This window comes from uncultured Marivita sp. (assembly GCF_947488135.1).
Classification (GTDB): domain Bacteria; phylum Pseudomonadota; class Alphaproteobacteria; order Rhodobacterales; family Rhodobacteraceae; genus Marivita.
The window spans coordinates 283,254-305,269 of sequence record NZ_CANKYW010000004.1 but is presented as its reverse complement, the minus strand read 5'-3'; the positions used below and the strand labels follow the sequence as shown (position 1 = coordinate 305,269).

At 61.1% G+C, this 22,016-nt stretch carries 22 protein-coding genes and 1 pseudogene; 7 read left to right on the top strand and 16 right to left on the bottom strand.

Annotated features, from left to right (window positions below; genetic code table 11):
• Positions 1-34: 34 nt before the first annotated feature.
• Entirely contained in the window at positions 35-2,899 is a 2,865-nt protein-coding gene (uvrA, locus tag Q1B16_RS14070; protein ID WP_299789818.1) for an excinuclease ABC subunit UvrA, read from the top strand.
• 5 nt (positions 2,900-2,904) lie between these two features.
• Here uvrA and Q1B16_RS14065 read toward each other — a convergent pair whose 3' ends face one another.
• From Q1B16_RS14065 to Q1B16_RS14040, 7 genes and pseudogenes are all read right to left on the bottom strand, one after another.
• A complete protein-coding gene (locus tag Q1B16_RS14065; RefSeq protein WP_299789815.1) occupies positions 2,905-4,479 on the bottom strand; it encodes a Hint domain-containing protein in 1,575 nt (524 codons plus the stop codon).
• Between the two features lie 146 nt (positions 4,480-4,625).
• Positions 4,626-5,552, bottom strand: a complete 927-nt coding sequence (gene mmsB / locus Q1B16_RS22365; RefSeq protein WP_366140156.1) for a 3-hydroxyisobutyrate dehydrogenase — start codon at positions 5,550-5,552, stop codon at positions 4,626-4,628.
• Positions 5,535-6,545: pseudogene (locus tag Q1B16_RS22360) on the bottom strand (enoyl-CoA hydratase/isomerase family protein); the annotation flags it as partial. The gene mmsB and the pseudogene Q1B16_RS22360, both read right to left, overlap by 18 nt.
• Positions 6,546-6,653: 108 nt before the next feature.
• A complete protein-coding gene (locus Q1B16_RS14055) occupies positions 6,654-7,793 on the bottom strand; it encodes an acyl-CoA dehydrogenase family protein (RefSeq protein WP_299789805.1) in 1,140 nt (379 codons plus the stop codon).
• 76 nt (positions 7,794-7,869) lie between these two features.
• On the bottom strand, positions 7,870-8,997 hold the full coding sequence (locus Q1B16_RS14050; protein WP_299789800.1) for a carboxylate-amine ligase: 1,128 nt from the start codon (positions 8,995-8,997) through the stop codon (positions 7,870-7,872).
• Positions 8,998-9,065: 68 nt separating this feature from the next.
• Positions 9,066-9,497, bottom strand: coding sequence for a hypothetical protein (locus Q1B16_RS14045; protein ID WP_299789797.1), 432 nt, complete (start codon positions 9,495-9,497; stop codon positions 9,066-9,068).
• Positions 9,498-9,561: 64 nt separating this feature from the next.
• Positions 9,562-11,061 (bottom strand): CoA-acylating methylmalonate-semialdehyde dehydrogenase, encoded by a 1,500-nt coding sequence (locus tag Q1B16_RS14040; RefSeq protein ID WP_299789794.1) that lies wholly within the window; start codon positions 11,059-11,061, stop codon positions 9,562-9,564.
• Positions 11,062-11,161: 100 nt separating this feature from the next.
• On the opposite strand from Q1B16_RS14040, the gene Q1B16_RS14035 reads away from it, so the two are divergent.
• The 4 genes from Q1B16_RS14035 to Q1B16_RS14020 all read left to right on the top strand — a co-directional run bounded on the left by Q1B16_RS14035 (position 11,162) and on the right by Q1B16_RS14020 (position 14,046).
• Positions 11,162-12,055, top strand: a complete 894-nt coding sequence (locus Q1B16_RS14035) for a LysR family transcriptional regulator (RefSeq protein ID WP_299789791.1) — start codon at positions 11,162-11,164, stop codon at positions 12,053-12,055.
• Positions 12,056-12,117: 62 nt separating this feature from the next.
• A complete protein-coding gene (locus Q1B16_RS14030) occupies positions 12,118-12,552 on the top strand; it encodes a CBS domain-containing protein (protein WP_299789788.1) in 435 nt (144 codons plus the stop codon).
• A gap of 81 nt (positions 12,553-12,633) precedes the next feature.
• Positions 12,634-13,131: a pantetheine-phosphate adenylyltransferase gene (gene coaD, locus Q1B16_RS14025; protein WP_299789785.1), complete on the top strand. Its 498-nt coding sequence runs from the start codon at positions 12,634-12,636 to the stop codon at positions 13,129-13,131.
• A 3-nt stretch (positions 13,132-13,134) separates the two neighbouring features.
• Positions 13,135-14,046, top strand: coding sequence for a hypothetical protein (locus Q1B16_RS14020; RefSeq protein ID WP_299789782.1), 912 nt, complete (start codon positions 13,135-13,137; stop codon positions 14,044-14,046).
• A gap of 55 nt (positions 14,047-14,101) precedes the next feature.
• Here Q1B16_RS14020 and Q1B16_RS14015 read toward each other — a convergent pair whose 3' ends face one another.
• From Q1B16_RS14015 to gap (Q1B16_RS13975), 9 genes are all read right to left on the bottom strand, one after another.
• Complete coding sequence (locus Q1B16_RS14015; RefSeq protein WP_299789779.1) at positions 14,102-14,266, bottom strand: hypothetical protein; 165 nt, start codon at positions 14,264-14,266, stop codon at positions 14,102-14,104.
• Positions 14,267-14,433: 167 nt separating this feature from the next.
• Complete coding sequence (locus Q1B16_RS14010) at positions 14,434-14,901, bottom strand: DUF2383 domain-containing protein (RefSeq protein WP_299789776.1); 468 nt, start codon at positions 14,899-14,901, stop codon at positions 14,434-14,436.
• 148 nt (positions 14,902-15,049) lie between these two features.
• Positions 15,050-16,051 (bottom strand): type I glyceraldehyde-3-phosphate dehydrogenase, encoded by a 1,002-nt coding sequence (gene gap, locus Q1B16_RS14005; protein ID WP_299789774.1) that lies wholly within the window; start codon positions 16,049-16,051, stop codon positions 15,050-15,052.
• A gap of 100 nt (positions 16,052-16,151) precedes the next feature.
• On the bottom strand, positions 16,152-16,295 hold the full coding sequence (locus Q1B16_RS14000; protein WP_299789771.1) for a hypothetical protein: 144 nt from the start codon (positions 16,293-16,295) through the stop codon (positions 16,152-16,154).
• Between the two features lie 54 nt (positions 16,296-16,349).
• On the bottom strand, positions 16,350-16,868 hold the full coding sequence (locus tag Q1B16_RS13995; RefSeq protein WP_299789768.1) for a LuxR C-terminal-related transcriptional regulator: 519 nt from the start codon (positions 16,866-16,868) through the stop codon (positions 16,350-16,352).
• Positions 16,865-17,404 carry a cytochrome b/b6 domain-containing protein gene (locus Q1B16_RS13990; RefSeq protein WP_299789765.1) on the bottom strand — a complete coding sequence of 180 codons (540 nt, stop codon included), beginning with the start codon at positions 17,402-17,404 and terminating at the stop codon, positions 16,865-16,867. The genes Q1B16_RS13995 and Q1B16_RS13990 overlap by 4 nt, the downstream gene beginning before the upstream one ends.
• Positions 17,405-17,454: 50 nt before the next feature.
• Positions 17,455-17,703: a PepSY domain-containing protein gene (locus Q1B16_RS13985; protein ID WP_299789762.1), complete on the bottom strand. Its 249-nt coding sequence runs from the start codon at positions 17,701-17,703 to the stop codon at positions 17,455-17,457.
• 143 nt (positions 17,704-17,846) lie between these two features.
• Complete coding sequence (locus Q1B16_RS13980; RefSeq protein WP_299789759.1) at positions 17,847-19,115, bottom strand: MFS transporter; 1,269 nt, start codon at positions 19,113-19,115, stop codon at positions 17,847-17,849.
• A gap of 238 nt (positions 19,116-19,353) precedes the next feature.
• Entirely contained in the window at positions 19,354-20,358 is a 1,005-nt protein-coding gene (gap, locus tag Q1B16_RS13975) for a type I glyceraldehyde-3-phosphate dehydrogenase (RefSeq protein ID WP_299789756.1), read from the bottom strand.
• 263 nt (positions 20,359-20,621) lie between these two features.
• Between gap (Q1B16_RS13975) and Q1B16_RS13970 the strand changes: the two genes are divergently transcribed.
• Together Q1B16_RS13970 and Q1B16_RS13965 are read left to right on the top strand one after the other, a co-directional pair.
• The gene (locus Q1B16_RS13970) at positions 20,622-21,578 is read left to right on the top strand and encodes a DUF808 domain-containing protein (protein ID WP_299789753.1); all 957 of its coding nucleotides are present in this window, start codon (positions 20,622-20,624) and stop codon (positions 21,576-21,578) included.
• Between the two features lie 44 nt (positions 21,579-21,622).
• Complete coding sequence (locus Q1B16_RS13965; RefSeq protein WP_299789750.1) at positions 21,623-21,919, top strand: aspartate aminotransferase; 297 nt, start codon at positions 21,623-21,625, stop codon at positions 21,917-21,919.
• The last annotated feature ends 97 nt before the right edge of the window (positions 21,920-22,016 follow it).

Below are 22,016 nucleotides of genomic sequence, written 5' to 3'. Positions count from 1 at the left end.
CCCTATGTGTTAACCAAGCGTATCGGGGGATAGCATGGCCGAGCTTAAGAATATCGAGGTGCGCGGCGCGCGCGAGCATAACCTCAAGAACATCGATGTGGACATTCCGCGCGATCAACTGGTGGTGATCACCGGACTTTCGGGGTCGGGCAAATCATCGCTGGCGTTCGATACAATCTACGCCGAAGGGCAGCGCCGTTACGTTGAATCGTTGTCGGCCTACGCGCGGCAGTTCCTCGATATGATGGAAAAGCCGGATGTGGATCACATCTCCGGCCTTAGCCCGGCAATTTCCATCGAACAGAAAACGACCTCCAAGAACCCGCGCTCGACCGTCGGCACCGTGACCGAGATCTACGATTACATGCGCCTTCTCTTTGCGCGCGTCGGCACGCCCTATAGCCCCGCGACCGGCCTGCCCATCGAGGCGCAGCAGGTGCAGGACATGGTGGACCGCGTCATGGCGATGGAGGAGGGCACGCGCGCTTACCTTCTGGCCCCGATCGTGCGCGACCGCAAAGGTGAGTATCGCAAGGAATTTATGGAGTTGCGGAAGCAGGGCTTCCAGCGCGTCAAGGTCGACGGTCAGTTCTACGAATTGGACGAACCACCGACGCTCGACAAGAAATTTCGCCATGACATCGACGTGGTGGTGGATCGTCTCGTGGTGAAAGAGGGGCTGGAAACGCGCCTCGCCGACAGTTTCCGCACGGCGTTGGACCTTGCAGACGGCATCGCCATCCTTGAAACCGCGCCCAGCGAGGGCGAACCGGAGCGGCATACGTTCTCCGAAAAATTCGCCTGCCCGGTCAGCGGCTTCACGATTTCCGAAATCGAACCGCGCCTGTTCTCGTTCAACGCGCCTTTTGGGGCCTGCCCGGATTGTGACGGTCTTGGGGTCGAGCTGTTCTTCGACCCGAACCTCGTGGTGCCCGACACCACCCTCAAGATCGCCGATGGCGCGTTGGCCCCGTGGCGGAAGGGGAAAAGCCCTTATTTCCTGCAAACGATCGAGGCTCTGGCCAAGCATTACGAGTTCAACAGATCGACCCGCTGGAAAGACCTGCCCGCGCATGTGCAGCAGGTTTTCCTCTATGGCTCCGGCGACGAGGAAATCGCCTTCCGCTACGATGAGGGCGGGCGTATCTACAACGTCACGCGGACGTTTGAAGGCGTGATCCCGAACATGGAGCGCCGCTACCGCGAGACGGATTCCAACTGGATCCGCGAAGAATTCGAGCGCTACCAGAACAACCGCTCCTGCGGCACCTGCGGCGGCTATCGTCTCCGGGAAGAGGCGCTGGCGGTCAAGATTGCTGACCTGCATATCGGGCAGGTCGTGCAGATGTCGATCAAGGAAGCGTTCGACTGGTGCAACACGGTTCCCGAGCGACTGACCGCGCAGAAAAACGAAATCGCAAAGGCGATCCTCAAGGAAATTCGCGAACGTTTGGGGTTCCTGAACAATGTCGGCCTTGAATACCTGACGCTGTCGCGCAACGCGGGCACACTGTCTGGCGGCGAAAGCCAGCGTATCCGTCTGGCCAGCCAGATCGGCTCTGGGCTGACAGGGGTGCTTTACGTTCTGGACGAGCCGTCCATCGGCCTGCATCAGCGCGACAATGACCGGCTGCTCGGCACGCTGAAATCGTTGCGCGATCAGGGCAACACGGTGATCGTGGTCGAACATGACGAGGAAGCGATACGTGAGGCGGATTACGTGTTCGACATCGGCCCGGGCGCGGGTGTTCACGGTGGACAGGTGGTCAGCCACGGAACGCCGAAACACGTGGCCGACGACCCTGCTTCCTTGACCGGTCAGTACCTCAGTGGCGCGCGTGAAATCGCGGTGCCCGCCGAGCGGCGCAAGGGCAAAAAGGGCAAATCGATCAAGGTGGTCAAAGCGTCGGGCAACAATCTTCAGAATGTCACCGCCGAATTCCCGCTAGGCAAGTTTGTCTGTGTGACCGGGGTGTCGGGTGGTGGCAAGTCCACGCTGACCATCGAAACCCTGTTCAAGACCGCCTCCATGCGGCTGAATGGTGCGCGCCAGACACCCGCGCCCTGCGAAACGATCAAGGGCTTGGAACATCTGGACAAGGTCATCGATATCGACCAGCGACCAATTGGGCGAACTCCGCGGTCGAATCCAGCGACTTACACGGGTGCCTTCACCCCGATCCGCGACTGGTTCGCCGGTCTGCCCGAGGCAAAGGCGCGTGGCTACAAACCGGGACGTTTCAGCTTCAACGTCAAGGGTGGGCGCTGCGAGGCGTGTCAGGGCGACGGCGTTATCAAGATCGAGATGCATTTCCTGCCCGATGTCTACGTCACCTGCGAGACCTGCAAAGGTGCGCGCTACAACCGGGAAACTTTGGAAATCAAGTTCAAAGGCAAGAGCATAGCCGACGTTCTCGATATGACGGTTGAAGACGCGCAGGAGTTCTTCAAGGCGGTGCCCAGTATTCGTGAAAAGATGGACGCTTTGGTGCGCGTCGGTCTTGGCTACATCAAGGTCGGCCAGCAGGCGACCACACTATCCGGTGGCGAAGCGCAGCGCGTGAAGCTGTCGAAAGAGTTGGCGAAACGGTCGACGGGACGCACTCTGTACATCCTTGATGAGCCGACAACTGGCTTGCATTTCGAGGATGTACGCAAACTTCTTGAAGTGCTGCATGAACTTGTGGATCAGGGCAATTCCGTCATCGTGATCGAACACAACCTGGATGTCATCAAGACGGCGGATTGGCTGATCGACATCGGGCCGGAAGGCGGTGATGGCGGTGGCCAGATCGTGGCGACCGGTACGCCCGAGCAGGTGGCAGAGGTGGTCGAATCCCACACGGGACGGTATCTCAAGCCGATGCTCAGCTCGAAAAAGCAGTTGGCGGCGGAATAAGTGATTTACGAAGTGCGCGCTTGAAGGGCGTGTGCTTCGTAGGTTTTCAGGATCGGTCGGGCCGCGCTCCAGCCGGATGAATCGATCTCCGCAAGCTCAGGGAAAAGCGTGATAATCTCGTCGCAGCATTCCTGCGAAAAGGCGTGTTTCATCATCGGGCCGGGCAGGTAGCTTTCAGAAAGCAGCCCCTGCGATGTCAGGATCTGATGTGCGTCGAACAGGAGGTGCACGTAAGTCACCGACGTATCGCGCTCTTCCCGGCGTACGGTCTTGTCGTTCACCAGGTCCTTGGCTTTCACCAAAACCTCGGATTCTCCGAACAACAGCTCTGCCCAGATGTCGCGCACCAGCACGCGGTGCTGCGGGGACAGCCAGACGTCCTGAGTGGCTCCGTAGCTTCCGGCACTGATGCAGATGGGCGCGAAGTCGCCTTTGGCGTCGATCTCGCGCGATCCGGCCCAGCGAATGGGCTGCGCCCCATCGTCGAGCGTGAACACAATATCGCCGGGGCGCAATGTTTCGACGGGCACAGGACCGCTGGGCGTGTCGATCAGGGTGCCTGCCACGAAGCAGGGGAGCTGGTCGACCTGGACGATTGCTGTGTCCTGCTGACCCAGTCCATTGTTGACCGTGTAGGTGAAATACGCGGTTTCCACGTCCCCATCGGACAGGACAGTCAGCGTACCGTCGGCATTCAGGGTGACGACCTGCCCGGAGGTGAGCGTAATGTTGGAGCCGACACTGACCGCGACGCCGTTGATATGGGTGATGGTCAACGTGCCGCCGGTCGAGCTGTCATTGTCGAGAACGGCGATTGTCTTGCTGCTGTTCAGCCCGATATTCGCCGCGTCGTCGACGGCGACGAGGGACGCCTGTGCCGATCCGCCTGCGATCAGGAGGTTGGTGTCATAGGTCGCGTCCGATACGTCGGCCACACCGATCTTGATCGTGTTCGGGACGCCCGCGTTAACGGGCGCGGCAACGCTGAGCGTGACAGTAAACCCGTCCATCTCGGTGTTGAACTGGTCGGACGTGTTGTCGTTGTAGAGGTTCGCCGCGGTGTTGCCATTGATGTTGCCGACCGACACGTTGCCGTTGCCGACGGTCACCGTGGCCTGAACACCGTTAACCCAGATTCCGACGACGTCGAGGAACGCCGAGTTGATGTATTCCGGGTATTCTTCGGAGCTGATGACAAAGTCGAGAGTCAGAAGATTGCCGTTCGGCGTGAAATTGACCTCGAGGAACGACGCGTCAAATGTATTCAAACCCCCTGAAATCGCGGTAAAATCGCTGTCACCGGGCTGGCCGTTATTGGTGGATCGACCACCTGTCGTGTTGGTGTTCAGCGAGCCAGAGTTGTTTGTGATCCCGGTCGCGCGACCGGTGGACAGAATGACGCCCGTGTCGCCGGGGGTGAGTTCCGGTGAGATCGCGTCGCCATTGCTGTAGATGCCCGACGCAAGGCCCGCGCCCGTATAGGTCGCGCTATTGACCGTGATGCCCGCGCCGAAAATGGTGTTTGCCATCTGGGTCGCGGTTGCGCCCGTGTTGATGGGAAGAGCCTGTGCGATAGGCATGGGGATGCCGCCTTACCTTTGGTCACGTTTGACCGAAGGTATGACGAGGCAAGGCGGCTATTCTTTGCGCGAATTGAGTTAACTTTTAGGTAGTTGGCACTCCAAGTCGTTGAGAATTTGTCGAAATATGGCGCGGATGCATTGCGTTATTCGCGCCCGCGCTTTTCGAACCGGGGGAGCATGGCGGAGAAATCGCGCCCGGTGCCGTCCTCTTCCTCGACGAAGCGCCGGTAGAGGTCCGTCGCCGCCTTGCCCAGCGGCGTGTCCGCATCCGACGCCTCGGCGGCCTGCTGGCTCAACCGCAGGTCCTTGAGCATCAATTCGGCAGCGAAGCCCGGCTTGTAGTCATTGTCCGCAGGGCTTTTCGGCCCGATCCCCGGAGCGGGGCAGTAGGCGTTCATCGACCAGCTGTACCCGGACGACGTGCTGACCACGTCGAACATGGCCTGCCGATCAAGGCCGAGTTTGTCCGCCAAAGCGAAGGCTTCGCAGGTGGCGATCATGGTGACGCCAAGGATCATGTTGTTGCAGATTTTGGCCGCCTGACCGTTTCCGGATGGGCCACAATGGACGGATTTCTGCCCCATTGTCTCGAAAAGTGGTAGGGCGATCTGGTACGCCTCCTTGGATCCGCCCACCATGAAGGTCAACGTTCCGGCGGCCGCACCGCCGATCCCACCGGAGACCGGCGCATCGAGCGGCAGAAGACCGGCGGCGTCTGCATCAGCGGCCACGGCCCGCGCGCTTTCCACATCGACGGTTGAACAATCGAGCAGGACCGCGCCATTTTTCATGGCGGGAATGACCTCAGCGGCGACCGCGCGCAGGATCGACCCGTTGGGCAGCATCGTGATGACCACATCCGCGTCGGAGGCCGCTTCGGCGCCGTTGCGGGCGTTGGACACGCCGTTGACCGTGACCGTCGCCATGTCGTAGCCGATCACCTCGTGGCCCGCCTTGGCGAGGTTGGCGGCCATCGGCGCCCCCATGTTGCCCAGACCGATAAATCCGATTTTCATCCCTTGCGCCTTTCGTTCGAACGTCAGCTTTTCGCCGGTCACGGGGCGCAGCATCGTGTCGATCGCGTCAGCGGGCACCCCGCCCAGATCATGACTCCAGTGCGGGGATTTGTCTTTGTCAATAATCGCGGCGCGGATGCCTTCGATGAAATCGCCATGCTCCATCGCGCGGGATGTGAACCGGTACTCCAGATCAAAGGCATCGCGGATATCCAGTTGTTCGCGGCGCAGGCGATGCAGGATTTCCACCGTACAGGCCATCGACAGCGGCGCGTTGCGCGAAACGCGGGCCAGAGCGTCCGCCGCAAATTCGTCGGTGTCGCCCTTGAGCGCGTTGACGATGTCGCCAAGGCTTTGCCCGCCGAAAAGCGCGTCGATCCTTGGTTGCATCGCCGCAAGACGCGCGTCCGGTGCGGGCTGGGCAGCCTCGTTGAGCGCGGCGACGTTGCCCTCGGCGCAGATCGCCGCCTTGACACCGGCCCATGACTCTTCCGGCACATAGAGGTCGGCAAACCCCGCGTGGATGGCATCGCCCGGTCCCATGCGATCCGTCGTCAGCCCGAGATATTCCCCGAGCCGACCGGGCGCGTGGGCCAAGAGGTATGACCCGCCGACATCCGGGATCAACCCGATCCCGCATTCCGGCATCGCGATCCGGCTGCTGTCTCCGACGACGCGGTGCGAGCCGTGACAGCCAACGCCGACACCGCCGCCCATTGTGAAGCCTTGCAGGAAGCTGACAACCGATTTGGGATATTCGGCGATCAGGGCATTCATGCGGTATTCATCACGCCAGAACCGTTGGCCATAGCCGAAATTTCCGGCGGTGCCGGTGGCGTACATCTCGGCGATATCCCCTCCGGCGCAGAACGCCTTGTTGCCTTCGGCGTCGATCAGCACCAGCTTGACCGTCGGATCATCCCGCCACGTCCAGAGCGCCTCTTCGATGGCGAGACACATCTCGTAGGTCAGGGCATTCAGTGCCTTGGGACGGTTCAGGGTGATGCGGCCAGCGTGGCCGTCTTTGCGGATGTCGATATCTGTCATGTCGATCTGCCGTTTCGTATCAGGTGGACGGGGAAGCGGGGCGCTGCCCCCGTCCGCCGAAGGCGGACTCCCCCGAGGTATTTTGAGCCCAAAGAAGCCGGGGAGGTGTCAGTGCGCCAGCATCTGTCGCGCCACGATCAGGCGCATGATTTCGTTCGTGCCTTCGAGGATCTGGTGGACGCGCAGGTCGCGGACCAGTTTCTCGATCCCGTAATCCGCCAGGTAGCCGTAGCCGCCGTGCAGTTGCAGGCATTGGTCGACCACTTTGCTTCCCGCTTCTGTGACGAATTTCTTGGCCATGGCGCAGAACTTGGTGGCATCGGGCTGTTGCGTGTCGAGCTTCCATGCCGCCTGTCGAAGGAAGGTGCGCGCGGCTTGCAACTCGATCTCCATATCGGCGAGCCGGAACTGGAGCGCCTGGAACTGGTCGATGGATTTTCCGAACGCCTTGCGTTCCGCCATATAGGCCAAGGTCGCGTCCAGACCGGATTGCGCCGCCCCCAGCGAACAGGCGGCGATGTTTAGCCGTCCGCCGTCAAGCCCTGCCATCGCATACGCAAAGCCACGGCCTTCTTCGCCCAGCAGGTTTTGTGCCGGGATCTTGCAATCGTCGAACTGAACCTGACGTGTCGGTTGCGAGCGCCAGCCCATCTTGTCTTCCAGCCCGCCGAAGCTCAGCCCCGGTGTGCCATCCTCGATCAGGACCGCCGAAACGCCCTTTGGCCCGTCTTCGCCGGTGCGCACCATGGCCACGTACAGATCCGAATAGCCGCCGCCCGAGATGAACGCCTTGGTGCCGTTGAGCGTGTAACCTTCGTTGGTCCGATCCGCGCGCGTTTTCAACGCAGCCGCGTCCGAGCCACTGCCGGGCTCTGTCAGGCAGTAGCTGAGCACGGTCTCCATCGTCATCGCCTTTGGCAATACGCGGGATTTCATCTCGTCGTTGGCGAAACTGTCGATCATCTTGGCGCACATGTTGTGGATCGACAGGAACGCCGCGACCGAGGGGCAGGCCATGGACAGCGCCTCGAAGACCAGCGTCGCGTCCAAGCGGCTGAGACCCGATCCACCGCTCTCTTCGGAGACGTATAGCCCGGCAAAGCCCAGTTCGCCCAAGCGCGGCCAAAGATCTTTCGGGATGGTGCCCTGGGCCTCCCAGTCGCGGGCATGCGGCGCGATATGGTCCTGCCCGAAGGCGCAAGCCATGTCGAAAATCGCGGTCTGTTCTTCTGTCAGGGCAAAATCCATCGCGCCGTCCCTCCCTTGGAGCAAGTGAATTGAACGCTTGTTTAATTCCCAACTGTTTCAGAATTCTTGCACAAGGTCAAAGCCCCGCGTGAAATTCCTCGACCAGGTGGCTGACCACCGCGCGCATCTGTTCGTCGCTGTCTTTACCGGCCTCTTTCGCTTCGGCCACGATGGCGCGTTGACGCGCGGTACCGTTGCCCTTTTCCACGATATCCCGGCTGTGTTCCAACTCGCGCAGGCAGCGCAGGATGCCCGCATCCTGTTCGATCAGTTCGATCAGTTCTTCGGTCAGTTCCGGCATCGGGACGATCTCACCGCGGCCGAAGTCGATCAATCCGTCGCTGACCCCGTAACGCTGCGCGCGCCAGCGGTTTTCGGCAATCAGAAACGGATCGTAGCGCCGCCAGCGTTGGTTGCGCACCCGAAGCCGCCAGAGCATCCGCATCAGGCACTGGTTGATCGCCGCCAATGTCAGGGTGTCCTCCAACCGGGGTTGCACATCCATGATGCGCGTCTCGAGCGTCGGGAAACTGTGCGACGGGCGCAGGTCCCACCAGATTTTCGAGCTGTCCTCGATCAGGCCCAGATCGATGAGCACCTGAACCGAGCGTTCGTATTCCTCCCAATTGTCGAATTGCGGAGGGAGGCCGGTGCGGGGCAGGTTGTCGAAGACCGAGATTCGGTAGGACGCAAGCCCGGTGTCTTCGCCCTGCCAGAACGGGGAGGAGGTGGACATGGCCAGAAGATGCGGCAGGAAATAGGCCATTTGCCCCATCAGGTCGGCCCGCAGCGCGTCGTTGTCCAGCCCGACATGCACATGCATTCCGCAGATCAGCATCCGGCGGACCACACCGCCCAGAGCATCCTGAAGGTCATTGTAGCGGTCCTTGTCGGTGTGATGCTGGTTCTTCCAGTCGCCGAACGGATGGCAGGACGCGGCAATCGGGGCCAGGTTGTGCTCTTTCGCGCAGCGCGCCACGGTGCTGCGCAGGCGTTTGAGATCCTCGCGGGCGTCGTTGATATCAGCGCAGACCTTGGTGCCGATCTCGATCTGGCATTGCAAAAATTCCGGGCTGACCTGCTTTTCCAGCTCCGCCGCGCAGGCCTCCATCAGCCCTTCCGGTGCTTGTGCCAGCGCCATGCTGTCGAGATCGACCAGAAGGTACTCTTCTTCGATGCCAATGGTGAAATCCGGTTCCTGCATGGCGCGTCTCCCAAGCCTGTGGTGGGGCAGTTTAAATCCTTTCGCGGGCTTGTCACCTTCCGGCGCCGCTAGGCTGGTCGGGATTGCTGCGCATTCAACAAAGCGTCCAGACTGTCATGCGACAGGCCGAGCGCGTCGAGTGCCGTGCGTTCGGTTTCCTGTACGATGGCGACGACACCCTGACTTGCCGACCAGCCGTTCTTGGCCAGTGCTGCCGCTTTCAGCGACAGGGGGGTGTTGGCGAAATAGACCATGAGTGTCTCGGCTTCGCGCATGGCCAGTTCGGCCCCCTTGATCGCCTGCAATTGCATGATCTTGGCAAAGTTGGCCTCCATCTCCGTGATCCGCGTGAGATCGATCAAATGGCGTTGCCCGGGACGGGCGTCGGGATGCTGCGCATAGGCGGCAAAGGCCTTGAGACTGTCCTCGACCAGCATTGTGCCGGTGTAGCGTACATAAACGAGATTGTGGGACGGGAGAATCTGGAACGTCGCGGGCATGTCACCTCAAATAAAAAGGGCGGCATTGACCGCCGCCCTTAGGTTCATGATTTCGCGCCGAAAATCAATCCATCGCCTTGAAATTGAACTCGCCGCCTTCCTTGATCCCCGACGGCCAGCGCGAAGTCACGGTCTTGGTGCGCGTGTAGAACTTGAACGCATCCGGCCCGTGCTGGTTCAGGTCGCCGAAGACCGATTTTTTCCAACCGCCAAAGGTGTGATAGGCCAGCGGCACCGGGATCGGCACGTTGATGCCCACCATGCCGATATTGATCCGGTTGGCGAAATCCCGCGCCGCATCGCCGTCGCGGGTGAAGATCGCGGTGCCGTTGCCGTATTCGTGGTCCATGGCCAGCTTGATGGCTTCCTCGTAGCTGCCCGCGCGCACGGTCGACAGGACGGGGCCGAAGATCTCTTTCTTGTAGATGTCCATATCCGGCGTCACGCGGTCGAAGAGATGCGGGCCAACGAAGAAGCCATCTTCATATCCCTGAAGGCTGAAATCGCGCCCGTCAACGACAAGCTCTGCACCTTGGTCGACACCCGACTGAATCAGTCCAAGGATGTTTTCCTTCGCCGCCGCCGTTACGACCGGTCCGTAATCCACATCATCGCCAGCGGTATAGGGGCCGACCTTCAGCTTCTCGATGCGCGGCACCAGCTTTTCGATCAGGCGGTCGGCGGTCTCGTCGCCCACGGGAACAGCCACGGAAATCGCCATGCAGCGTTCGCCAGCCGCGCCGTAGCCCGCGCCGATCAGCGCATCTGCGGCCTGATCCATGTCGGCGTCGGGCATGACGATCATGTGGTTCTTGGCGCCGCCGAAACACTGCACGCGCTTGCCGTTGGCGCAGCCCGTGCCGTAGATGTATTCCGCGATCGGGGTCGAGCCGACAAAGCCGATGCTTTGCACGACCGAATGATGCAGCAGCGCATCCACCGCTTCCTTGTCGCCGTTGACGACTTGCAGCACACCCTTGGGCAGGCCCGCTTCCTCCATCAACTCGGCCAGCATCAGCGGCACCGACGGGTCGCGCTCGGAGGGTTTGAGGATGAAGGCGTTGCCGCAGGCCAGGGCCGGGGCGAACATCCACATCGGGATCATGGCGGGAAAGTTGAAGGGCGTGATGCCAGCCGTGACCCCGAGCGGCTGTTTCATCGAATACATGTCGATGCCCGGGCCCGCGCTGTCGGTATATTCGCCCTTGAGCAATTCCGGCGCGCCGATGCAGTATTCCACCACTTCCAGACCGCGCTGCACATCGCCCTTGGCGTCGGGCAGTGTCTTGCCATGCTCGCGGCTCAGAGCCTCGGCCAATTTGTCCATGTCGCGGTTGAGCAGGCCGACGAAGGCCATCATCACCCGTGCGCGGCGCTGCGGGTTGGTGGCAGCCCAGGCGGGTTGCGCCTTGGCGGCGATCTCGACGGCTTTGGCCACCTCATCGGTCGATGCAAGCGGCACCTTCGCCTGAACTTCGCCGGTTGCGGGGTTGTAGACATCGGCAAAGCGGCCGGACGAGCCTTTGACGTGCTCTCCGCCAAGATAATGGGTCAGTTCTTGCATGGGATCCTCCTTGGGTGATTGCGCGCAGTCTATCCTTGCAAAAATGCTGGGCAAAGGGGCAATATCTCAATGAGTTTTGCAAAAATGCAAAGGGTAGAGCGTGCAGAGCTGGGATGACGTGCGCATTTTCCTGTCCGTCGCGCGCAGCGAAACCCTGTCTGGCGCGGGGCGGGCATTGCGGATGGATCCGGCGACGGTGGGCCGACGCGTTGCGCGGTTGGAAGAAACGCTGGGGCAGGCGCTTTTCGTGAAAAGCCCGCTGGGCTACACCCTGACCGAAGCCGGAACGCGGCTTGTCGATCACGCCGAACGGGCCGAGGCCGCGATGCAGGGGGCGAGCGCCGTTCTGTCGGGTGATGCCGAAACCCTGTCGGGCCAGATCCGCATCGGCGCGCCGGATGGCTGCGCGAATTTCGTGCTGCCGCGTGTGTTCGCCGATCTTTCCGAAGCCAATCCTGACCTGGATCTACAGATCGTCGCCCTGCCGCGCGTTGTGAACCTGTCCCGACGCGAGGCGGATATGGCGATCACGGTCAGCCCGCCCACGGCGACGCGGCTGTCGTATCAGCGGATCACCGATTACAAGCTGCATCTTGCCGCCAGCGAGACCTACCTGTCGACCAAACCGCCGATCCAAAGCGTCAGCGATCTGCATCAGCACCGGATCGTCGGCTATATCCCGGACATGATCTTCGACAAGGAACTGGACTACCTGAGCGACCTCACCCTCGATCGAGTCGCACTGGCCTCGAACTCGGCTTCGGTCCAGCTTCAGCTCTTGCGCCAGCATGGCGGCATCGGGATCGCGCATGATTTCGCGCTGCCCTTCGCCCCGGGCGTGCGCCGGGTTTTGACCGATGCCCTGTCCTTCACCCGGAGTTTCTACCTTGTCCGACATGCCGAGGACCGCCGCCTCGACCGCATCAGCCGCTTTGCCAAAGCATTGGTTCAAGGGGTCCGTTCTGAAGTGGCGCGACTTGAGGCGCTGCTTTGAAACACTTGACAGAACCCGGGCCAGTGAGGACGCTGGGGTGAACCGGGACCGGAGGACAGACCATGCAAGTACATCACATTCTCAAAAGCAAGGCGACCGACGCCGTTGTGACAGTGACATCCGGAACCACCATTTCCGATGTCGCCAAGATCCTGTCGGAAAAGCGGATCGGCACCGTGGTGATTTCGAACGACGGCGAAACCGCTTTGGGCATCCTGTCGGAACGCGACATCGTCCGCGAACTGGCGAACCGGGGGGCGACCTGCCTGACGGACACTGTCGACACCTACATGACAACACAGCTCGTCACCTGCGGCCGCAACGATGATGCCGACCACATCCTGTCCCAGATGACCGAAGGGCGTTTTCGCCACATGCCGGTTGTCGAGGATGGAAAACTGGTCGGGTTGATCACCATCGGGGACGTGGTCAAGGCCCGCTTGACCGAACTGTCGATGGAGCGTAACGCGCTGGAAGGTATGATCATGGGTCATTGACCCGGCACCCGTCATCTACTTGAACTCCCTGCGCATTTGATGCCAGACAGACGCAACCTGACGACACTGCGGAGATGGCCCATGCGCATCGGTCTTTATCCCGGGACTTTCGACCCGATCACCATGGGCCATATCGACATCATCCGCCGTGCGGCGGCGCTGGTCGACCGATTGGTGATCGGAGTGGCCATCAACCGGGACAAGGGGCCGTTGTTCGATCTGGAAGAGCGTGTCGCGATGATCGAGGCGGAATGCGTGTCCTTGTCCGAACAGACCGGGATCGAGATCGTCGTTCATCCGTTCGAGAACCTGCTGATCGACTGCGCCCGTGATGTGAACGCGACGATCATCGTCCGCGGCCTGCGCGCGGTGGCCGATTTCGAATACGAATTCCAGATGGTCGGCATGAACCGCGCGCTCGATGACAGGATCGAGACCGTGTTCCTCATGGCCGAGGCCCGCCACCAGGCCATCGCCTCCAAGCTGGTCAAGGAAATCGCGCGATTGGGTGGGGATGTGTCGAAATTCGTCACGGCACCTGTCATGCGTGCCCTGGTCGACAGGTTCGACCATAAATAAGCCATGACACAATCCGCGCCGACCGGCCTTCCGTCAGAGCCCCCGGCGACGCCCACCGTGTATGATTTGGCCCGCATGTCCGAGGCGGTGTACCAAGACGATGCGTCCAGCATCTATGCCGCGTCGATCCCAGAGCCTCCGATACGTCGTCCGGACGCTGCGCTGGACTGTATCGACCTCGTCGACAAGGACGGGTTCGGGGCCGCCATTTACCGCGACGGCGATGTTCATACGATCACCTACCGGGGCACGAAAAACGCGCCACATGACATTCACGACACGACGGGACGTCTGGAAACGCCGCCGCAGTTTGTTCGGGCGACCCAATACGCGCTCGATGCGATCGACAGGCTGGGCCTGACGCCCGAGGTGACCTGTTTCACGGGCCATTCGCTGGGCGGGGCCTTGGCAAAGTATGTCGCGCATAACCTTGCCCGGAAGGGGTGGGGCGCTGGCATCGTCGTGTCGTTCAATGCGCCGGGCCTGACCGTGAACATGCTGGAAAAGGTGTTGGTCAACGGGATCCTGCGCTTGTCCGAAGGCACACCCGTCGCCCTGGGGTTGCGTGCTGTGGATCGGTTGATCCGGGAAAAGGATTTGCCGCAGAAGGGTCAGACCGCTGCGCGGATCCTGAATGTGAATGTTCAGGGCGACACGGTCAGCCAGATCGGTGACTCCGCCGGGATGACCTACACGCTGATCGCGCCGCCTTTCGTCTTGCTGACCGATCCGAAACTCGTGCCACCACTGGGCAATCCGTATGTCGCCCGGGCTAGAGCGGTGCGTCTGCGCCTGCAATACCTCCACAGCATCCACACGGTGCGGCGGCTTCTGGAAGACGATGCCCTAGGGCGCCAAAGCGCGCTGAACGTCTTCGGCCCGCCTGCCTCTTTGAGAGGCGGGGGCCAGAAATGACAAAAGCCGCGCTGGTTTGCGCGGCTGTGTCATTGATCAACGCTTTTGACGTTGTTTAGCGGCCGTAGATGGCCTCTGCTGCGATTTTTTCCGCATCGCCTTGGTAGATGTTCAGGTCCAGCGCCACGTCGAGCGGCATCGACCGGATTTCCCGAACAGTACGGTTATAAGCGGCCCGCTTGTGAAGACGGTCCCGCAGGGAAGACATGATATGGGCCATGGTAAGTCCTTTCCTTGCTCTATGGTCCGGCGCTTGGTGACTGTTAGCGCCACCAGCGTCACGATTGAAGATAGGGATGCTGCGGAGCAGAACAATGCACAGTTATGAAAGGCCGCCCTGCACCAGACGCAAGGCTAAGCCGTTGTCATATCGGAGTTCTGAAACCTTCAATCCAGATGCGCCGTACGCTCCAAAAGGTTTTCGAGCTCGGCCCGCATCGCGATCAGTTCGGCCTCATGCGGTGCCGCACAGTTCGCTTCGGCCTCGCGGAAGGACTCCAGAACCCATTTCTCGCCCTGGCGGACTTGGTCCATCACATCTTCGTCGATCTCGTCGAAAAACGCCCGGAGAGAGACGACCGCCTTGTTGACTGTTCCCATGAGCGACCCGTCTTCGTCCACGTATCCGTGAAGCATCTCGCGCAGCTTTTCGGCATGGCGGGTGTGCATATCGCGAAACGATGTGGCCACGTCCCGAAACTCGGGTTCGGCCTTGTCCACCATCACGTCGAAACCCGCCTTGGCGTCGATGATCCGTGTATAGAGATCACGCAGACGGTCGTTCGGCGTGGTGGGTTCTGTCTCGAGCGTGGGGTCGAGATGCGGTTTGCCGGGGTTGAGCGCGCTGTCGGTCATGCTGTCTCCTGTTCTGTCGGGGTTTTCCCGATCACACAGGGGAAATTCGCGGAACCGAAACTTGTTCCGCCGGTTGCGCACGGGCGGAGCATTGGCGGCACAAAAGCGCCGATGCGGCGCGCCAGGTCTCCGGCGCGCCACGGAGTCTTCAGATCAGCTTGCCCATCGCCACGGCGGTGTCCGCCATGCGATTGGAGAAACCCCATTCGTTGTCATACCAGCTCAGGATACGGACCATGTTGCCGTCCATCACCTTGGTCTGGTCGGTGTGGAAGATCGACGAATGCGGGTCGTGGTTGAAATCCGACGACACGAGCTTTCGATCGGTGTACCCGAGCACTCCCTTCAGCGGGCCATCGGCCGCGGCACGGATGGCGTCGTTGATCTCTTCGACCGTTGTGTCGCGCGAGGCGGTGAAGGTCAGATCGACCACCGACACGTTTGGCGTCGGCACCCGGATCGCCACACCGTCCAGCTTGCCGTTCAGTTCGGGCAGCACCAGACCCACGGCCTTGGCCGCACCGGTCGAAGTCGGGATCATGCTGAGGGCGGCGGCACGCGCGCGGTAGAGATCCTTATGCATCGTGTCCAGCGTCGGCTGGTCGCCGGTATAGCTGTGGATGGTGGTCATGAAACCGCGTTCGATGCCGATGGCGTTGTTCAGAACGTAGGCCACAGGCGCAAGGCAGTTGGTCGTGCAGGACGCGTTTGACACGACGATGTCGTCGGCGGTCAGGCTGTCATGGTTCACACCGTAGACGATGGTCTTGTCCGCGTCCTTGCCGGGAGCCGAGATCAAAACTCGGCTCGACCCGTTGTCGAGATGCGCCTGGCAGGCTTCTTTGCTGGTGAAGATGCCGGTACATTCGAGAACCACATCGACATCCGACCACGGCAGGTCCGCGGGGTTGCGCATCGCGGTGACCTTGATCGGCCCACGGCCAACATCGATCGTGTCTTCGGAGGTTTTCACCTCGGCCGGGAAGCGGCCATGGACGCTATCGTATTGCAGCAAATGCGCGTTGGTTTCCACCGGTCCGAGGTCGTTGATCGCAACCACCTCGATATCGGTGCGACCGGATTCGATGATCGCACGCAGGATGTTTCGGCCAATGCGGCCAAATCCGTTGATGGCGACTTTGGTGCTCATAAAAAGGTCCTCACTGGTTCTGACAGGGAATGCTGTCCGGAAGTGTTAACGCTAACAAACAGAACAGCGCAGAGCTGTCAAGCAAGGCACACACGCATGTTCAGCGCCAGAAGGCGATCCATTCAAGAAGATCGATCCCCTTGCCAGCGAGAAACACCAGGCCATCGCCGCCGGTCAGAAACGCATCGATGCCGATGCCGCCCAGGATCAACAATCCCAAACCGATTGCGATTGAATTGGTCATCGCGTGCCTGTTCCCTTGCTCTTGACGGCACCATGCCAGAGCGGAAACCTCTTGTCACGCAACCGCGTCAGGCGCGCGATGGGGGGTGGTCATCAGGTCTTCGATGAAGAGGCCGACAAAAGCGCCGCGCCCGGTGACGCCCGCCTTGCGGTAAATCCCGTTCAGATGCGCCTTGACCGTGCCTTCGGCGGATCCCCGCATCTGGGCGATTTCCGCAATGCCGAAACCCTTGAGCGTGAAATGCGCCACGTCCCGTTCGGACGGGGTGAGAGACCACGCATCGAACCGTGCTTCGACGATATCGTGAAAGGCCCCGGCGGCCAGGCCCAGTTGCTCTTCCAGATGGGCCTTGCGGCGAAGCAGGGTGGACAGGTAGCGCGCTTCGAAGATCACACCGGCGATCAGTGCCAGAACGGCCAGAAACTCCACGATGAAGTGGCTCGAGACGAATGCGGTCAGGCCCATGTCGAACCCGTCGACGATCACGTCCCAGAGAAAGAACGCCGCGCAGAGGGTCTGCGCGACGATCAGAACCAACAGCGATACAGGTTTCGTCGAAGAGTGAAGCGTCACGGTTCTGTCCTGACTCCGTTCGGCACGATCTTGACGCCCGTGATCATCGCGCGGGGCAGGTTGACGCCTGTTCGCCGGCTTTCCCAGATCACCGCAAGTACATGCAGCACGATGGAAATCTCGGCCCAGGTTACCAATGCCTCGTGCACCTCTTCAACCCAATCCAGACCCCAATAGGCGTCGGTGGTCATCATGAAGCCGGTCAGCGCGATCAGCAGCACCACCGCAAGAAGGTTGAAGATCATCACCGCACCCAGCGGCGTATGACCCAGGTGCAGTCGCTTGCGCCCCGTCGCCATGTCCGACACTTGCGCCGTGACGGTGGAGGGCGTCGGCCAGAAGCTGCTGAACCGGGCGTAATAGGGGCCGATTACCCCCCACAGCAGGCGAGCCACGATCAACGCGGCGATGCTGTAGCCAAGCCATTCGTGCAGCTTGCTTTCGTCATCGGTGAACAGCGCATTTGCGGCGAACCCGACCACAAGCGACCAGTGAAAGACCCGGACAAACGGGTCCCAGATTTTATAGGATGTCATGTCGGCCTCCGAGAAAAGCGGTCCGCGCACCGGGCGCGGACCTGCCGGGATCAATCGTCGACCTTGGTGCGAACGACATTCAGCGCGGTATCGAGATAAAGCTCGAGGCGTTGTCCATCCTTGAGCACATAGGCCTCTATCATGCCGTCCTCCATGTCGATCTTGCGCACTTCGTACCCTTCGTTGGTCAGCTTGGTGCGGATTTCCGTCATCCGTTCGGTCGTCAGTACCGCATCGCTTGAGGCGAAGGCGGAAACGGGCAGGGCGAGGGTCAGGGCAAGGGCAAGAATACGAGTCATCGTAAGGTCTCCTTTGGGTCAGTCAGGCGCCGCGACATGCGGTGCCGATGACCGGGAGATGCCACCTCGGGACGGGTCACGGTATTGGTCTGCGGTCGAGTTTTACCCGCTTGCAACTTTGGTTTAGGGCCGAGAACCGCCGATCAGACGTGCCCCGCCTCCGCGTCGCGCTCGATTTCGGCCTGCTCGGCAGCCCAGGCCCCTGCGGCTTCGACGACCACGGGTGACGCGGTTGGAAGAACGCCCAGATAGCTATCGGTATCGGCCGCCGAGACCGACGCGCGTTGCGTCATCCGGTAGAGCGCATAAAGTGCGATCAAGATGAAGGTCGCACTCAGCACCATCCAGAAGGCCGAGGGGCCCAACCATTGCATCGCGCCCCCTGCGGCCAGAGGCCCCAGGATCGCACCGATGCCGAAGACCAGAACCAGACCACCCGACGCGGCGGGCATGTCCTCGGGATCGAGCGCGTCGTTGGTATAGGCGAGGATCAGCGCGTAAAGCGGTGTCGTGACGCCTCCGGTCAGGAACGCCGCTCCCATCAGGAACCAGAGATCGGACCCGCTGCCTGCACCCGCCGCGCAGAACGCAGCGCCAAGCACCGCACACCCCAGGATCAGCTTGCGACGGTCGATCCGGTCCGACAGCCAGCCAATCGGATACTGAAGCAGCAACGCACCGCCAAACAGCATCGCGATGAAGAGCGAGATTTGATCCGCGCTCAGACCGATCTGGGTGCCATAGACCGCGCCCATGCCCGATTGCGTCGCGTAGATCGTCCCCAAAAGGAACATACCCGCCGTCCCGAGCGGCGCCGCGGAAAAGAGCGCCCGAAGTGGCATCGGGCGGGTGACCTCGGCGACTGGCGTCGGGACAACCGACAGAAGGATCGGTCCGAAGGAAATCGACACAAGGATCGAAGCTCCGATGAACAGCCCTGCCGTGGCCGCATCGCCAAGCGTCAACAGGCCCTGCGCCCCGATCAACCCCAAGGTCTGGGCAATCATGTAGGCCGACAGAACCTTGCCGCGTGTCTCGTTGGTGGCCGAGGCATTGAGCCAGCTTTCCGCCGTGACATAGATGCCGGACATGCAAAAGCCGACGATCACCCGCAACACGGTCCAGAGAATCGGATCGGTGAGCAGCGGAAAGGCGATCAGTCCGGCCGACATGAAGCTGCCAAGCGCCGCGAAGACGCGCACATGACCGACACGCCGGATCATACCCGGGGTCAGCCGCGCGCCCGAGAGAAAGCCAAGGAAATATCCCGATGCCACGATGGCAAGCTCCGCAGCCGAAAACCCTTCGAGCCCTCCGCGCACACCGATCAGGGTGAAATGCATGCCGTTGCCGAGCATGATGAACACGATCCCGATCAGCAACGCCCAGATCCCGGCGAATATCTGAGTCATGTCGCGCGCTCCTGTTCGGCATCAAAGCTACTGTCCTCGGACGCTAGCGAAGGGTCTCACGATTCTCCATGCTGCAACGCCGCATCATCCGCCAATGGCGACATTGAGGTGCTCGCCAAGGAAAGAGCGGGCCTGCGGAGGTTTTGGAAGGTGCACGAAACAGAACGCCTCGCACGAGGTGCAAGGCGTCAGGTAAGCTATTTTGCCAGAGCAGGGCGCCGGCGAGCAATCGCCGGTTTCAGTGCAGCAAACGGCCCATCGCACCGGCGACATCCGCCATCCGGGCCGAGAAGCCCCATTCGTTGTCGTACCATGCCAGAACACGCACCATGCGCTTGGCCACGACCTTGGTCTGGTCGGGCGCGAAGATCGACGATTGCGTGGTGTGGTTGAAGTCGATGGAGACCTTGGGTTCGGGATCATAGGCCAGAACGGTGCCCATATGGGTGGCGGCGGCTTCGCGCACGACCTCGTTCACGTCGTCCACGGTCACGTCCTTGCCCGCGTAGAAGGTCAGATCCACGGCAGACACGTTCGGCGTCGGCACCCGCACGGCAGACCCGTCAAGCTTGCCTTTCAGGTTTGGCAGCACTTCTCCCAATGCCTTTGCGGCACCTGTCGAGGTCGGGATCATGGCCATCGCCGCCGCACGGGCGCGGTAGAGATCGGCGTGCCGCCGGTCCAGCGTCGGCTGGTCGCCAGTGTAGGAGTGGATCGTGGTCATGATGCCGCTCTCGATGCCAAGCGCTTCGTCCAGCACCTTGGCCAGCGGCGCGAGACAGTTCGTCGTGCAAGACCCGTTCGAGATCATCGTGTCGCCCTGCGCCAGCGACCGGTGGTTCACTCCGTAGACGATGGTTTTCTGAACGTTTTTCGCCGGAGCCGAGATCAGAACCGATTTCGCGCCGCGCTCCATATGAACGCCGGCCTTGTCGCCGTCATTGAACTTGCCCGTGCATTCCAGAACGACGTCGCAGCCGGACCAGTCGAGCTCTTGCGGATCATAGGTCGAGAACACTTCCATCGGGCCACGGCCCAAATCCATCGTGTTGCCCTTGATCGACACGTCTCCGCCGAAACGCCCATGCACGCTGTCGTAGCGCAGGAGATGCGCGTTGGTTTCGATCGGGCCGGTGGCGTTGATCTTGATCACTTGCACATCATTGCGCGAGCTTTCGGCGATATGCGCCAGGGTGCAGCGGCCGATGCGACCGAAACCGTTGATTCCAAGAGTGACGGTCATGAACGTGTCTCCTACGCAGTCCGATTGCGCGTGGTATACCGATGTATGCTGCACCCGCAAAGTGGAAAAGCCACGATTTCACAGCATGTTAGCGCAAAATCTGGATGTTGGCGCTAACGATCTTGGTGGGTTTGCGGTAACATCCCATCGCCTCATAAGGAATCGTCCTTCCTCCGCGCGCCGAGACTCCCGAGTTGTCTTCTGCTGGCGGCCCACGTTTCCGGAGGCTATGTCTTGGGCAGAGCAAAGATCGGAGCGCAGGTATGAGCGGATTGTTGGCCCTTCTCGACGATGTGGCAGGTATCGCCAAGGTGGCGGCGGCCTCGGTGGACGATATCGGCGCGGCCGCAGCCAAGGCCGGCTCCAAGACGGCGGGCGTTCTCATCGATGACGCGGCGGTGACGCCGAAATATCTGCACGGGTTCGAGCCGGCACGCGAACTGCCGATCATCTGGCGGATCGCGCGCGGGTCGTTGATTAATAAGCTGGTCTTTCTGTTGCCAGCCGCGCTTCTTATGTCGAGTTTCGCGCCCTGGCTGATCCCGCCCTTGCTGATCCTCGGCGGCAGCTATCTGTGTTTCGAAGGCGCTGAAAAAATCGCCCATATGCTGATGCCGCATGACGACCATTCAGGTGGTCCTGACGGCAGCCATGACATCGAAGACCCGCTCCATCTCGAGGAGGAAAAGGTCAAGGGCGCCATCAAGACCGACTTCATCCTGTCGGCCGAGATCATGACCATCGCGCTGTCGGTGATCGAAGCGGGCAATATCTGGATGCAAGGGGCGACGCTGGCCCTGGTCGGGGTCATGGTGACGGTGGCGGTCTACGGCGCCGTTGCAGTGATCGTGAAGATGGATGACGTGGGTCTGTGGCTCAGCCAGGTGGGGAAACTGGGCGTCACGCGGGCATTGGGGCGCGGGATCGTCAAGTTCATGCCTTGGTTGCTCAAGACGCTGACGATTGTCGGCACGGCCGCGATGCTCTGGGTCGGGGGGTCGATCATCGTGCATTCCGTGGCGCAGATGGGATGGCATTGGCCCGAGGACGCCATCCATGATGTCGCGGTGGCCTACGGGGCCGGGCAAGGCTTTCTGGAATGGGCGATCACGGCTGCGATCGACTTCGTTCTGGGTTTCATCTGGGGTCTCATCCTGATCCCCATCGGCGTGAAAGTCGTGGGGCCGGTCTGGACAGCGGTAATGCCCAAGGGGGTGTAAACGCGTTAAGCGGGCTTTAACCCTCTTCGCGCTATGCCGGGGGCATGACGATGCCCTCATATCTCGAATCCGAAAACTGGATCCGCAACGTGTTCTCCGCCAAGGCAGTGGGTCGGGGTGGTGTGATCCATCGCGCGGCCCGCGATGTCGAACGCTACGCCGGACGCGACGCCTTTCTGCACGAGGTGCAAAGGCGTGGCTTCACCCTGGTCGAAAACGGCGATCAGTTGGTGGTGTTCTGCAACCGCGATCCCGTGCGGCTTGTGGTGCAGCGCGATCCGCCGAAGTTGTCACAGCGTGCATGGCCGGGGGGCGTATCGGACGCGCGACCTCGTATATGAGTCAATCGGATCGTGCTATCGAAACGCGTTAACGCGTTTCATCGCTGCGTTATCGCAGCGAGGCGTCGGGAACTGTCTGTAGGTGTCGCGCAGCTGA

Excerpts from the sequence above, each read along its gene's own strand:
- uvrA (WP_299789818.1), top strand. The coding sequence starts at position 35 with ATGGCCGAGCTTAAGAATATCGAGGTGCGCGGCGCGCGCGAGCATAAC.
- Q1B16_RS14065 (WP_299789815.1), bottom strand. The coding sequence starts at position 4,479 with ATGCCTATCGCACAGGCTCTTCCCATCAACACGGGCGCAACCGCGACC.
- mmsB (WP_366140156.1), bottom strand. The coding sequence starts at position 5,552 with ATGCTGCGCCCCGTGACCGGCGAAAAGCTGACGTTCGAACGAAAGGCG.
- Q1B16_RS14055 (WP_299789805.1), bottom strand. The coding sequence starts at position 7,793 with ATGGATTTTGCCCTGACAGAAGAACAGACCGCGATTTTCGACATGGCT.
- Q1B16_RS14050 (WP_299789800.1), bottom strand. The coding sequence starts at position 8,997 with ATGCAGGAACCGGATTTCACCATTGGCATCGAAGAAGAGTACCTTCTG.
- Q1B16_RS14045 (WP_299789797.1), bottom strand. The coding sequence starts at position 9,497 with ATGCCCGCGACGTTCCAGATTCTCCCGTCCCACAATCTCGTTTATGTA.
- Q1B16_RS14040 (WP_299789794.1), bottom strand. The coding sequence starts at position 11,061 with ATGCAAGAACTGACCCATTATCTTGGCGGAGAGCACGTCAAAGGCTCG.
- Q1B16_RS14030 (WP_299789788.1), top strand. The coding sequence starts at position 12,118 with ATGCAAGTACATCACATTCTCAAAAGCAAGGCGACCGACGCCGTTGTG.
- coaD (WP_299789785.1), top strand. The coding sequence starts at position 12,634 with ATGCGCATCGGTCTTTATCCCGGGACTTTCGACCCGATCACCATGGGC.
- Q1B16_RS14020 (WP_299789782.1), top strand. The coding sequence starts at position 13,135 with ATGACACAATCCGCGCCGACCGGCCTTCCGTCAGAGCCCCCGGCGACG.
- Q1B16_RS14015 (WP_299789779.1), bottom strand. The coding sequence starts at position 14,266 with ATGGCCCATATCATGTCTTCCCTGCGGGACCGTCTTCACAAGCGGGCC.
- Q1B16_RS14010 (WP_299789776.1), bottom strand. The coding sequence starts at position 14,901 with ATGACCGACAGCGCGCTCAACCCCGGCAAACCGCATCTCGACCCCACG.
- gap (WP_299789774.1), bottom strand. The coding sequence starts at position 16,051 with ATGAGCACCAAAGTCGCCATCAACGGATTTGGCCGCATTGGCCGAAAC.
- Q1B16_RS14000 (WP_299789771.1), bottom strand. The coding sequence starts at position 16,295 with ATGACCAATTCAATCGCAATCGGTTTGGGATTGTTGATCCTGGGCGGC.
- Q1B16_RS13990 (WP_299789765.1), bottom strand. The coding sequence starts at position 17,404 with ATGACATCCTATAAAATCTGGGACCCGTTTGTCCGGGTCTTTCACTGG.
- Q1B16_RS13985 (WP_299789762.1), bottom strand. The coding sequence starts at position 17,703 with ATGACTCGTATTCTTGCCCTTGCCCTGACCCTCGCCCTGCCCGTTTCC.
- Q1B16_RS13980 (WP_299789759.1), bottom strand. The coding sequence starts at position 19,115 with ATGACTCAGATATTCGCCGGGATCTGGGCGTTGCTGATCGGGATCGTG.
- gap (WP_299789756.1), bottom strand. The coding sequence starts at position 20,358 with ATGACCGTCACTCTTGGAATCAACGGTTTCGGTCGCATCGGCCGCTGC.
- Q1B16_RS13970 (WP_299789753.1), top strand. The coding sequence starts at position 20,622 with ATGAGCGGATTGTTGGCCCTTCTCGACGATGTGGCAGGTATCGCCAAG.
- Q1B16_RS13965 (WP_299789750.1), top strand. The coding sequence starts at position 21,623 with ATGACGATGCCCTCATATCTCGAATCCGAAAACTGGATCCGCAACGTG.